Genomic DNA, 12,602 nt, shown 5'->3' on the forward strand with positions numbered 1-12,602 from the left:
CGGCGACCTGCTCCGCTTCATCGTGCTCGACGGCCTGGCCAGGCCCACCGTCCTGGAGGGCCCCGACCCGGCCGTCCTGCTCGCCGCCTACGGCGAGGTGGGGGAGTAACCCCGGCAAGGCACCGCTTCGCCCGATCCGGGTGTGTCCAGGGGCACTTCGGGCGGTGGTCGGCCGTTCACCAAACGGCGGCCGGCCACGGTACCGTTCGGTCGGGGCCCCTCCCACGCCCGTCAGACCAGTGGGGGAGAGCGGGGTTCGTGTTCGCATCCCGCTGCCAGCGCCCATTGCCTCACGAGACGGAGTGGCACCGGATGCAGCACGCAGTGGGGTCCCCGCTGCCGCCCCCTCGGCCGGGGCACGGACCGGACGCCGGCTGGTCGCCGGCCGCACACCACCCGGGCCCGCAGCACCCGGGTCCGCACCACCAGGGCGGGCACCCCGGCCCCGCGCACCCGCCCACACCGGCGCACCCGCCCGCGGCCCCGCAGCCAGGGTTCGCCGGAGGGCCGGCCGGACCCGCCGCTCCGCCCCCGCCCCCGCCTCCGCCCGGGCACGCGCCCGCCGCCCACCACCCGGCGCCGCAGCACCCGCCGGTGCCGCCCGTGCCCCCCGCGCCGGACAGCACGGGGCACGTGCGGCTGCCGCCCGGCGCTCCGGTCGCCGTGCCGAACCCGCAGCCCGCGGCCGGCGCGCCCGACCCGGCGGCCACGACGCTCGCCGTCCTGCTCATCGGCCCGGCCGGGGCCGGCAAGACCAGCGTGGCGAAGTACTGGGCGGACCACCGCCGCGTCCCCACGGCCCACATCAGCCTCGACGACGTACGGGAGTGGGTCCGCTCCGGCTTCGCCGACCCGCAGACGGGCTGGAACGACAACTCCGAGGCGCAGTATCGTCTCGCCCGCCGCACCTGCGGCTTCGCCGCGCGCAACTTCCTGGCCAACGGCATCTCCTGCATCCTCGACGACGCGGTCTTCCCGGACCGGCCGGTCGTGGGCCTCGGCGGCTGGAAGCGGCACGTGGGACCCGGTCTGCTGCCCGTCGTCCTCCTCCCCGGCCTGGAGATAGTCCTGGAGCGCAACGCCCAGCGCTCCGGAAACCGCCGCCTCACCGACGAGGAGGTCGCCCGCATCCACGGCCGCATGGCCGGCTGGTACGGCTCGGGCCTCCCCATCATCGACAACTCCCACATGGACGTCCCGTCCACCGCCCGGGTCCTGGACGACGTCCTCGCCCGCGCCATCGCGAGCCCGCCGCAGTGGTGAGGACCGCCGGGCGCGGAACCCCGCTCCGGCCGGCTCCGCCCCCACATCCGCCCCGTACGGCGACCACCGCCCGTCCGGACGCGCTGGAGGGGCCGCCCCGCGGGGACGCCCATACGCTCGGGACATGGCAGACGTGTACGCGGCCCGGCGGGAACGGCTGAGGGAACGGTGTGCGGCGGGCGGCAGCGCGGCCGCGCTGGTCTCCCGGCCCGCCAACGTCCGCTATCTCACGGGCGCCGCACCGCGCGACGCCGTTCTGCTGCTGGACGGCGACGGCGAGGACCTGCTGGTGTGCGGCTCCCCGCCCAGCGCGCAGCCCGACGAGGGCCGCCTGGACGAGAACCTGCGGACGCACCTGCTCCCGGGCCGGGCGGGCGACCCCGCGGCCGCCGCCGGCGCCCTGGCCGCGAGCCGGGGCGCCGACTCCCTGGCCGTCGAGGAGCACCACCTCACCGTGGCCCGCCACCGGGCCCTCGGCTCGGTCGCCCCGAGGCTGCGCCTGAGCGACATCGGCGGCGCCGTCGAGCAGCTGCGCGTGGTCAAGGACGAGCAGGAGATCTCCTGCCTGCGCACCGGCGCCGAGATCACCGACCAGGCCCTCGGCGAACTGCTGGAGTCGATCCTCGTCGGCCGCACGGAACGGCACCTCGCCCTGGAGCTGGAGCGCCGCCTGGTCGACCACGGCGCCGACGGCCCCGCCTTCGCGACCTCCGTCGCCACCGGCCCGAACGCCGGGCGCCGCGACCACCGCCCCAGCGACCGCCGGGTCGAGGAGGGCGACTTCCTCTCCGTGCGCCTGGGCGCGGTCTACCACGGCTACCGCTGCGAGATCGGCCGCACCTTCGTGATCGGCAGCTCGCCCGCGGACTGGCAGATCGAGCTGTACGACCTCGTCTTCGCCGCCCAGCGCGCCGGCCGCCAGGCCCTCGTCCCCGGCGCCGCCTGCCGCGACGTGGACCGCGCCGCCCGCCAGGTACTGGACTCGGCCGGGTACGCGCCCGCCCTCCCGCCGCTCACCGGCCACGGGGTGGGGCTCGAAATCGACGAGGAGCCGCAGTTGGCCCCCTCGGCCATGGGTAAACTGGACGCTTGCGTGCCGGTCACCGTCGAACCGGGGGTCCACCTCCCGGGCCGGGGCGGTGTCCGGATCGATGACACGCTCGTCGTACGCCCCGAGGCGGACGGCGGACCCGAGCTACTCACCATCACGACCAAGGAGCTGCTCGCGCTGTAGGCGCGTGCCCCGGGGTCGTACGTCAGTCCAGGAGATTCCGCAACCGTGGCTTCCACGAACGACCTCAAGAACGGCATGGTGCTCAAGCTCGAAGGCGGCCAGCTCTGGTCCGTCGTCGAGTTCCAGCACGTCAAGCCCGGCAAGGGCCCGGCCTTCGTGCGCACCAAGCTCAAGAACGTGCTCTCCGGCAAGGTCGTCGACAAGACCTTCAACGCCGGCGTCAAGGTCGACACGGCCACCGTCGACAAGCGCGACATGCAGTTCTCCTACATGGACGGCGAGTACTTCGTCTTCATGGACATGGAGACCTACGACCAGCTGCACGTGGACAGGAAGGCCGTCGGCGACGCCGCCAACTTCCTGATCGAGGGCTTCACCGCCACGGTCGCCCAGCACGAGGGCGAGGTGCTCTTCGTCGAGCTGCCCGCCGCCGTCGAGCTGACCATCCAGGAGACCGAGCCGGGCGTCCAGGGCGACCGCTCCACCGGCGGCACCAAGCCCGCCACCCTGGAGACCGGCCACCAGATCCAGGTCCCGCTCTTCATCACCACCGGTGAGAAGATCAAGGTCGACACCCGCACGAGCGACTACCTCGGCCGGGTGAACAGCTAACCGTGGCCGCCCGCAACACCGCCCGCAAGCGCGCCTTCCAGATCCTCTTCGAGGGCGACCAGCGCGGCGCGGACGTCCTGACGGTGCTCGCCGACTGGGTCCGGCACGCCCGGACCGACACCCGGCAGCCGCCGGTCAGCGAGTACACGATGCAGCTGGTCGAGGGGTACGCGGAGCACGCGAAGCGCATCGACGAGCTGATCGCCCAGTACTCGGTCGGCTGGACGCTCGACAGGATGCCGGTCGTGGACCGTAACATCCTGCGCCTCGGCGCCTACGAGCTGATCTGGGTCGACGACACCCCGGACGCCGTGGTGCTCGACGAGGCGGTGCAGCTCGCCAAGGAGTTCTCCACGGACGAGTCGCCCTCCTTCGTCAACGGCCTGCTGGGCCGGCTGAAGGAGCTCAAGCCGTCGCTGCGCCGGGACGAGGCGTAGGGCGCTCCTCGCCGAGCGCATCCGTCCGCGCCGTTCCGCCGTTCGGGTGACCCCGTGCGGCGGACCGCGTCCGCGCGGGCCGCAGAAACCGCCCGGAGGGCCCGCAGTGTCACCACCGCTGCGGGCCCTCCGGCGTGTCCGGTCCCGGCGGGTCCCCGCCCGGCCGCGGCGCCACGGGAACCGGTACGAAAAGGCCGCCGGGGTGGCCGGAACCGATCGGTTCCGGCCACCCCGGCGGCACGTTTCTTCTCTGCGCGCTCAGCCTTCTTCGTGAGCCACCGCGCGGCGCGCGTCCGCGTCGAGGACGCCCCAGCTGATCAGCTGCTCGGTGAGGACCGAGGGGGACTGGTCGTAGATGACGGCGAGTGTGCGCAGGTCGTCCTGGCGGATCGACAGCACCTTGCCGTTGTAGTCGCCGCGCTGGGACTGGATCGTCGCCGCGTAGCGCTGCAGGGGACCCGCCTTCTCGGCCGGCACGGTGGACAGCCGCTCCAGGTCCAGGACCAGCTTCGGCGGGGGCTCGGCGGCACCGCCCGGCGTGGTGCCCGGCAGCAGCTCCTGCACCGGTACGCCGTAGAAGTCCGCGAGCTCGGCGAGGCGCTGCACGGTCACGGCACGGTCGCCGCGCTCGTACGAACCGACCACGACCGCCTTCCAGCGTCCCTGGGACTTCTCCTCGACGCCGTGGAGGGAAAGGCCCTGCTGGGTGCGGATCGCCCGGAGCTTGGCCCCGAGCTGTTTGGCGTATTCGCTGGACATATGGCTCCCCGGACACTGTCTCGACGTGCGGCGGCGCCGCGCGGCTGGTGACTCACTGTGAGGTTACGCAGCGTTACTCTGCCCCGTCAAGCCGAATGGTCCGGACCGGCCCTCCCGCGGGACCCGGTCCTCCGGGCCCGCCGGTACCGCCGGGCGGGGGACGGGGCGCCTCGCCGCCCTGGTACGGTGGATGGCGCAAATCCGACGTCCTTTAAAGTCCGTCCCGTGAGGCGGAGAAGGAGGTCCGTTTCGTATGGACACACAGCAGTCCGGTCCCCGGCCCGTGCTGGAGGGACCCGACATCGCGCGGGTGCTGACCCGCATCGCCCACGAGATCGTCGAACGTGCCAAGGGCGCCGACGACGTGGTGCTCCTCGGCATCCCCACCCGAGGCGTCTTCCTCGCCCGGCGGCTCGCCGTGAAGCTGGCCGAGGTCACCGGCCGCACCGTCCCGGTGGGCTCGCTCGACATCACCATGTACCGCGACGACCTGCGGATGCACCCGCCGCGCGCGCTCGCCCGCACCGAGATCCCCGGTGAGGGCATCGACGGCCGCCTGGTCGTCCTCGTCGACGACGTGCTCTTCTCCGGCCGCACCATCCGCGCCGCCCTCGACGCCCTGAACGACATCGGGCGCCCCCGCGCGGTCCAGCTCGCCGTCCTGGTCGACCGGGGCCACCGCGAGCTGCCCATCCGCGCCGACTACGTCGGCAAGAACCTGCCCACGTCGCTGCGGGAGACGGTCAAGGTCCAGCTCTCCGAGGAGGACGGCAGGGACACCGTGCTGCTCGGCGTGAAGCCGGACGCCGCAGACGCCTAGCGTCCGCACGCGGCCGGCCGCACGCGCCCGGCCCCCGGTCCGTACGCCCGTACGCGCGAGCCTGCCCGCCCGCCGGGCCGCTCCGGACCCGCCTGTCGAACCGACTTCCCTACGGAGCCTGAAACAGATGCAGCGCCATCTCATCTCGGCCGCCGATCTCACCCGCGACGACGCGATCCTCCTCCTCGACACCGCCGAGGAGATGGCCCGGGTCGCCGACCGGCCGATCAAGAAGCTGCCGACCCTGCGCGGCCGCACCGTCGTGAACCTCTTCTTCGAGGACTCCACCCGCACCCGGATCTCCTTCGAGGCCGCCGAGAAGCGGCTCTCCGCCGACGTCATCAACTTCTCCGCCAAGGGGTCGAGCGTCTCCAAGGGCGAGTCCCTGAAGGACACCGCCCAGACCCTGGAGGCGATGGGCGTCGACGCCGTCGTCATCCGGCACGGCGCCTCCGGCGCCCCCTACCGGCTCGCGACCTCCGGCTGGATCGACGCCGCGGTGATCAACGCCGGCGACGGCACCCACCAGCACCCCACCCAGGCCCTGCTGGACGCCTTCACCATGCGGCGCCGGCTGGTCGGCCGGGACGCCGGGATCGGCCGCGACCTGGCCGGCCGGCGCGTCACCATCGTCGGCGACGTGCTGCACAGCCGGGTCGCCCGCTCCAACGTGGACCTGCTGCACACCCTCGGCGCCGAGGTCACCCTGGTGGCCCCGCCGACCCTGCTGCCGGTCGGCGTGGAGACCTGGCCCTGCGAGATCGCCTACGACCTGGACGGCACGCTGCCGAAGTCGGACGCGGTGATGATGCTCCGCGTGCAGCGCGAGCGGATGAACGCCGCGTTCTTCCCCACCGAGCGCGAGTACTCCCGGCGCTACGGCCTGGACGGCGAGCGCATGGCGCGGATGCCCGAGCACGCCGTCGTGATGCACCCCGGCCCGATGGTCCGGGGCATGGAGATCACCGCCGAGGTCGCCGACTCCGACCGCTGCACGGTCGTCGAGCAGGTCGCCAACGGCGTCTCGATGCGCATGGCCGTCCTCTACCTGCTGCTCGGCGGCAACGAGCCCGCCGTCACCCACACCCGTCCGCCCGCCGCGCAGCAGTCCGCCGGCGAGCGCTCCGCCCACACCTTCGACACGGCCGAGGAGAAGTAAGACAGATGAGCAGGATCCTGATCCGCGGTGCGCGGGTGCTCGGCGGCGAGGCGCGGGACGTCCTGGTCGACGGCGAGACGATCGCCGAGGTGGGGACCGGTCTGAGCGCGGAGGGCGCCGAGGTCGTCGAGGCGGACGGCAAGGTGCTCCTGCCTGGCCTGGTCGACCTGCACACCCACCTGCGCGAGCCCGGCCGCGAGGACTCCGAGACCGTCCTGACGGGCACGCGGGCGGCCGCGAGCGGCGGCTACACCGCCGTGTTCGCCATGGCCAACACCTTCCCCGTCGCCGACACCGCCGGCGTCGTCGAGCAGGTCTACCGGCTGGGGCGGGAGCACGGCTACTGCGACGTGCAGCCCGTCGGCGCCGTCACCGTCGGCCTGGAGGGGCAGAAGCTCGCCGAGCTGGGCGCCATGCACGAGTCCGCCGCCGGCGTCACGGTCTTCTCCGACGACGGCAAGTGCGTGCACGACGCCGTGATCATGCGGCGCGCGCTGGAGTACGTGAAGGCCTTCGGCGGCGTGGTCGCCCAGCACGCGCAGGAGCCGCGGCTGACCGAGGGCGCCCAGATGAACGAGGGCGTCGTCTCCGCCGAGCTGGGCCTGGGCGGCTGGCCCGCGGTGGCCGAGGAGTCGATCATCGCCCGGGACGTGCTGCTCGCCGAGCACGTCGGCTCGCGCGTGCACGTCTGCCACCTGTCGACCGCCGGCTCCGTGGAGATCGTGCGCTGGGCCAAGTCCCGCGGCATCGACGTCACCGCCGAGGTCACCCCGCACCACCTGCTCCTCACCGACGAGCTGGTGCGCACCTACAACCCGGTCTACAAGGTCAACCCGCCGCTGCGCACCGAGCGCGACGTGCGGGCCCTGCGCGAGGCGCTCGCCGACGGCACGATCGACATCGTCGCCACCGACCACGCCCCGCACCCGCACGAGGACAAGGACTGCGAGTGGGCCGCGGCCGCCATGGGCATGGTCGGCCTGGAGACCGCGCTGTCCGTGGTCCAGCAGACGATGGTCGACACCGGTCTGCTGACCTGGGAGGGCGTCGCCGACCGCATGTCCTTCGCGCCGGCCCGCATCGGCCGCGCCACCGGCCACGGCCGCCCCGTCTCGGCAGGTGAGCCCGCCAACCTCACACTGGTCGATCCGGCTTACCGTGGAGAGGTGGACCCCGCGGGCTTCGCGTCGCGCAGCCGCAACACTCCGTACGAGGGTCGCGAGCTGCCGGGCCGTGTCACGCACACCTGGCTCCGGGGCAAGGCCACACTCGTCGACGGGAAGCTCGCGTGACATCCACCACGTACCTGACCCACGCCGCGCAGGAGTCCGCCGAGGTCACGAACTGGGCCGGCCGCATCGGCTGGCTCGTCGGACTCGCCCTCTTCGTGGTCCTCGTCTACTGGCTGATGCGCGAGGGCTGGAAGTGGCGCGGCACCCTGCAGGGCGACCTGCCGGAGCTGCCCCAGGCCCCCGAGGACCCCGGCCCGGCGAAGCTCACGATGACCGGCCGCTACCACGGCTCCACCACCGCGGGGCAGTGGCTCGACCGCATCGTGGCGCGCGGCCTGGGCACCCGCAGCCGCGTCGAGCTCACGCTGACCGACGCCGGACTGGACGTCGTACGCCCCGGAGCGGCCGACTTCTTCGTCCCCGCGGACGCGCTGCGCGGGGTCCGGCTCGACAAGGGCATCGCCGGCAAGGTGCTCACCGAGGGCGGCCTGCTGGTCGTCACCTGGGAGCACGGCGACAAGCTGATCGACTCCGGCTTCCGCTCCGACCGCGCGGCCGAGCACGCCGCGTGGGCCGACACCCTGAACCAACTGATCAACCAGACGGAAGGCGCACGATGACGACCTCCACCAGGGGAGCCGCCAGGACTCCCGCCGTACTCGTCCTGGAGGACGGCCGCATCTTCCGCGGCCGCGCCTACGGGGCCGTGGGGGAGACCTTCGGCGAGGCCGTGTTCTCCACCGGCATGACCGGCTACCAGGAGACCCTCACCGACCCGTCGTACCACCGGCAGGTCGTCGTGATGACCGCCCCGCACGTCGGCAACACCGGCGTCAACGACGAGGACCCCGAGTCCAAGAGGATCTGGGTCGCCGGCTACGTCGTGCGCGACCCCGCGCGCGTCCCCTCCAGCTGGCGCTCCCGCCGCACGCTGGACGAGGAGCTGGCCGCCCAGGGCGTCGTCGGCATCTCCGGCATCGACACCCGCGCCCTCACCCGCCACCTGCGCGAGCGCGGCGCCATGCGCGTCGGCATCTTCTCCGGCACGGCGCTGCCCGACGAGGACGCCATGCTCACCAAGGTGCGCGAGGCCCCCGAGATGAAGGGCGCCGACCTCGCCGCCGAGGTCGCCACCAAGGAGGCGTACGTCGTCCCCGCGATCGGCGAGAAGAAGTTCACCGTCGCCGCCGTGGACCTCGGCATCAAGGGCATGACCCCGCACCGCATGGCCGAGCGCGGCATCGAGGTGCACGTGCTCCCGGCGACGGCGACCGCCGAGGACGTCTTCGCCGTGAACCCGGACGGGGTGTTCTTCTCCAACGGCCCCGGCGACCCGGCCACCGCCGACGGACCCGTCTCCGTGATGCGGGCGGTGCTGGAGCGGAAGACCCCGCTGTTCGGCATCTGCTTCGGCAACCAGATCCTGGGCCGCGCGCTCGGCTTCGGCACCTACAAGCTGAAGTACGGCCACCGCGGCATCAACCAGCCGGTGCAGGACCGCACGACCGGCAAGGTCGAGGTCACCGCGCACAACCACGGCTTCGCCGTCGACGCGCCCACCGACCGGGTCTCCGAGACCCCCTACGGCCGCGCCGAGGTCTCCCACGTCTGCCTCAACGACGACGTGGTGGAGGGCCTGCAGCTGCTCGACCAGCCGGCCTTCAGCGTCCAGTACCACCCGGAAGCGGCCGCGGGCCCCCACGACGCCGCCTACCTGTTCGACCGCTTCGTCTCCCTGATGGAGGGCCAGCGTGCCTAAGCGCACCGATATCCAGTCCGTCCTGGTCATCGGCTCCGGCCCGATCGTCATCGGCCAGGCCGCGGAGTTCGACTACTCCGGCACCCAGGCGTGCCGCGTCCTGAAGGCCGAGGGCCTCAGGGTGATCCTGGTCAACTCCAACCCGGCGACGATCATGACCGACCCGGAGATCGCCGACGCGACCTACGTGGAGCCGATCACCCCCGAGTTCGTCGAGAAGATCATCGCCAAGGAGCGCCCCGACGCGCTGCTGCCCACCCTGGGCGGCCAGACGGCCCTCAACACGGCGATCTCGCTGCACGAGGCGGGCACCCTCGACACGTACGGCGTCGAGCTGATCGGCGCCAACGTCGAGGCCATCCACAAGGGCGAGGACCGCGACCTCTTCAAGAACGTCGTGGAGGAGGTCCGCAAGAAGATCGGGCACGGCGAGTCCGCCCGCTCGGTCATCTGCCACTCCATGGACGACGTCCTGAAGGGCGTGGAGACGCTCGGCGGCTACCCCGTCGTCGTCCGCCCCTCCTTCACCATGGGCGGCGCCGGCTCCGGCTTCGCGCACGACGAGGAGGAGCTGCGCCGCATCGCGGGGCAGGGCCTCACGCTCTCCCCGACCACCGAGGTGCTCCTGGAGGAGTCCATCCTCGGCTGGAAGGAGTACGAGCTGGAGCTGATGCGCGACAAGAACGACAACGTCGTGGTCGTCTGCTCCATCGAGAACTTCGACCCGATGGGCGTGCACACCGGCGACTCGATCACCGTCGCCCCGGCGATGACGCTCACCGACCGCGAGTACCAGATCCTGCGCGACGTCGGCATCGCGATCATCCGCGAGGTCGGCGTGGACACCGGCGGCTGCAACATCCAGTTCGCGGTGAACCCCGAGGACGGCCGGGTCATCGTCATCGAGATGAACCCGCGCGTCTCGCGCTCCTCGGCGCTGGCCTCCAAGGCGACCGGCTTCCCGATCGCCAAGATCGCCGCCAAGCTGGCCGTCGGCTACACGCTGGACGAGATCCCGAACGACATCACCGAGCAGACCCCGGCCTCCTTCGAGCCGACGCTCGACTACGTGGTCGTCAAGGCCCCGCGCTTCGCCTTCGAGAAGTTCCCCTCCGCCGACTCCACGCTGACCACGACCATGAAGTCGGTCGGCGAGGCCATGGCGATCGGCCGGAACTTCACCGAGGCGCTGCAGAAGGCGCTGCGCTCGCTGGAGAAGAAGGGCAGCCAGTTCACCTTCACCGGCGAGCCCGGCGACAAGGCGGAACTGCTGCGCGAGGCGGTCCGCCCGACCGACGGCCGCATCAACGCCGTCATGCAGGCCATCCGCGCCGGCGCCACCCCGGAGGAGGTCTTCGACGCCACGAAGATCGACCCGTGGTTCGTCGACCAGCTCTTCCTGATCAAGGAGATCGCGGACGAGCTGGCCGCCGCCGACCGGCTGGACCCGGAGCTGCTGGCCGAGGCCAAGCGGCACGGCTTCTCCGACGCCCAGATCGCCGAGATCCGCGGCCTGCGCGAGGACGTCGTCCGCGAGGTGCGCCACGCCCTCGGGGTGCGCCCGGTCTACAAGACGGTCGACACCTGCGCCGCCGAGTTCGCCGCGCGGACGCCGTACTTCTACTCCTCCTACGACGAGGAGTCCGAGGTCGCGCCCCGCACCAAGCCCGCGGTGATCATCCTGGGCTCCGGCCCGAACCGCATCGGCCAGGGCATCGAGTTCGACTACTCCTGCGTCCACGCCTCCTTCGCCCTGAGCGACGCGGGCTACGAGACCGTGATGGTCAACTGCAACCCGGAGACCGTCTCCACCGACTACGACACCTCCGACCGGCTCTACTTCGAGCCGCTCACCCTGGAGGACGTGCTGGAGATCGTCCACGCGGAGTCGGTGGCCGGCCCGGTCGCCGGCGTGGTCGTGCAGCTCGGCGGCCAGACCCCGCTGGGCCTCGCCCAGGCCCTGAAGGACAACGGCGTCCCGGTCGTGGGCACCCCGCCCGAGGCCATCCACGCCGCCGAGGACCGCGGCGCCTTCGGCCGGGTGCTCGCCGAGGCCGGCCTGCCGGCCCCGAAGCACGGCACCGCCACCACCTTCGAGGGCGCCAAGGCCATCGCCGACGAGATCGGCTACCCGGTCCTGGTCCGGCCGTCCTACGTGCTCGGCGGCCGCGGCATGGAGATCGTCTACGACGAGGCGCGCCTGGAGGCGTACATCGCCGAGTCCACCGAGATCAGCCCCTCCCGGCCGGTCCTGGTCGACCGCTTCCTCGACGACGCCATAGAGATCGACGTCGACGCCCTGTACGACGGCGAGGAGCTCTACCTCGGCGGCGTCATGGAGCACATCGAGGAGGCCGGCATCCACTCCGGCGACTCCGCCTGCGCGCTGCCCCCGATCACCCTCGGCGGGCACGACATCAAGCGGCTGCGCGCCTCGACCGAGGCCATCGCCAAGGGCGTGGGCGTGCGCGGACTGATCAACATCCAGTTCGCGCTGGCCGGGGACATCCTCTACGTCCTGGAGGCCAACCCGCGCGCCTCGCGCACCGTGCCCTTCACCTCCAAGGCGACCGCGGTGCCGCTGGCCAAGGCCGCCGCCCGGATCTCGCTGGGCGCGACCGTCGCCGAGCTGCGCGCCGAGGGCCTGCTCCCGGCGCACGGCGACGGCGGCACCCTGCCGCTGGACGCGCCGATCTCCGTCAAGGAGGCCGTCATGCCGTGGTCGCGCTTCCGCGACGTGCACGGCCGCGGCGTCGACACGGTGCTCGGCCCGGAGATGCGCTCCACCGGCGAGGTCATGGGCATCGACGCCGTCTTCGGCACCGCGTACGCCAAGTCGCAGGCCGGCGCGTACGGCCCGCTGCCGACCAAGGGCCGCTGCTTCATCTCGGTCGCCAACCGCGACAAGCGCTCGATGATCTTCCCGGCGCGCGAGCTGGTCGCCCACGGCTTCGAGCTGCTGGCCACCGCCGGCACCGCCGAGGTCCTCAAGCGCAACGGCATCAACGCCACCGTCGTGCGCAAGCAGTCCGAGGGCGAGGGCCCGAACGGCGAGAAGACGATCGTCCAGCTCATCCACGAGGGCGGGGTCGACCTCATCGTCAACACACCGTACGGCACCGGCGGCCGCCTCGACGGCTACGAGATCCGTACCGCGGCCGTCGCCCGGTCCGTGCCGTGCCTGACGACGGTCCAGGCGCTGGCCGCCGCCGTCCAGGGCATCGACGCGCTCACCCACGGCGGCGTCGGGGTCGGCTCCCTGCAGGAACACGCCGAACGCCTGATCGCGGCCCGCGACTAGCAGACAAGGCCCCGAGGGGGACACCG

11 protein-coding genes are annotated in these 12,602 nt (G+C 72.5%); 10 read left to right on the forward strand and 1 reads right to left on the reverse strand.

Annotated features, from left to right (window positions below):
• Nucleotides 1-312: 312 nt before the first annotated feature.
• From IE271_RS25820 to nusB, 4 genes are all read left to right on the forward strand, one after another.
• The gene (locus tag IE271_RS25820; RefSeq protein WP_190192827.1) at nt 313-1,263 is read left to right on the forward strand and encodes a Pro-rich N-terminal domain-containing protein; all 951 of its coding nucleotides are present in this window, start codon (nt 313-315) and stop codon (nt 1,261-1,263) included.
• A 124-nt stretch (nt 1,264-1,387) separates the two neighbouring features.
• A complete protein-coding gene (locus IE271_RS25825; RefSeq protein WP_190192828.1) occupies nt 1,388-2,497 on the forward strand; it encodes an aminopeptidase P family protein in 1,110 nt (369 codons plus the stop codon).
• Between the two features lie 45 nt (nt 2,498-2,542).
• The gene (efp, locus tag IE271_RS25830) at nt 2,543-3,109 is read left to right on the forward strand and encodes an elongation factor P (protein WP_190192829.1); all 567 of its coding nucleotides are present in this window, start codon (nt 2,543-2,545) and stop codon (nt 3,107-3,109) included.
• Nucleotides 3,110-3,111: 2 nt separating this feature from the next.
• Entirely contained in the window at nt 3,112-3,546 is a 435-nt protein-coding gene (gene nusB, locus IE271_RS25835; RefSeq protein ID WP_190192830.1) for a transcription antitermination factor NusB, read from the forward strand.
• Between the two features lie 258 nt (nt 3,547-3,804).
• Here nusB and bldD read toward each other — a convergent pair whose 3' ends face one another.
• On the reverse strand, nt 3,805-4,305 hold the full coding sequence (gene bldD, locus IE271_RS25840) for a transcriptional regulator BldD (RefSeq protein ID WP_190192831.1): 501 nt from the start codon (nt 4,303-4,305) through the stop codon (nt 3,805-3,807).
• 253 nt (nt 4,306-4,558) lie between these two features.
• Between bldD and pyrR the strand changes: the two genes are divergently transcribed.
• The 6 genes from pyrR to carB all read left to right on the forward strand — a co-directional run bounded on the left by pyrR (nt 4,559) and on the right by carB (nt 12,576).
• Nucleotides 4,559-5,125, forward strand: a complete 567-nt coding sequence (gene pyrR, locus IE271_RS25845; RefSeq protein WP_190192832.1) for a bifunctional pyr operon transcriptional regulator/uracil phosphoribosyltransferase PyrR — start codon at nt 4,559-4,561, stop codon at nt 5,123-5,125.
• 127 nt (nt 5,126-5,252) lie between these two features.
• Nucleotides 5,253-6,284, forward strand: a complete 1,032-nt coding sequence (locus tag IE271_RS25850; protein ID WP_190192833.1) for an aspartate carbamoyltransferase catalytic subunit — start codon at nt 5,253-5,255, stop codon at nt 6,282-6,284.
• A gap of 5 nt (nt 6,285-6,289) precedes the next feature.
• Nucleotides 6,290-7,576, forward strand: a complete 1,287-nt coding sequence (locus tag IE271_RS25855; protein ID WP_190192834.1) for a dihydroorotase — start codon at nt 6,290-6,292, stop codon at nt 7,574-7,576.
• Nucleotides 7,573-8,136 carry a PH-like domain-containing protein gene (locus IE271_RS25860; RefSeq protein ID WP_190192835.1) on the forward strand — a complete coding sequence of 188 codons (564 nt, stop codon included), beginning with the start codon at nt 7,573-7,575 and terminating at the stop codon, nt 8,134-8,136. The genes IE271_RS25855 and IE271_RS25860 overlap by 4 nt, the downstream gene beginning before the upstream one ends.
• Nucleotides 8,133-9,275: a glutamine-hydrolyzing carbamoyl-phosphate synthase small subunit gene (carA, locus tag IE271_RS25865; protein ID WP_190192836.1), complete on the forward strand. Its 1,143-nt coding sequence runs from the start codon at nt 8,133-8,135 to the stop codon at nt 9,273-9,275. Before IE271_RS25860 ends, carA begins: the two co-directional genes overlap by 4 nt.
• A complete protein-coding gene (carB, locus tag IE271_RS25870; RefSeq protein ID WP_190192837.1) occupies nt 9,268-12,576 on the forward strand; it encodes a carbamoyl-phosphate synthase large subunit in 3,309 nt (1,102 codons plus the stop codon). The genes carA and carB overlap by 8 nt, the downstream gene beginning before the upstream one ends.
• Nucleotides 12,577-12,602: the final 26 nt, after the last annotated feature.

This window comes from Streptomyces minutiscleroticus (assembly GCF_014650875.1).
Lineage (GTDB): Bacteria > Actinomycetota > Actinomycetes > Streptomycetales > Streptomycetaceae > Streptomyces > Streptomyces minutiscleroticus.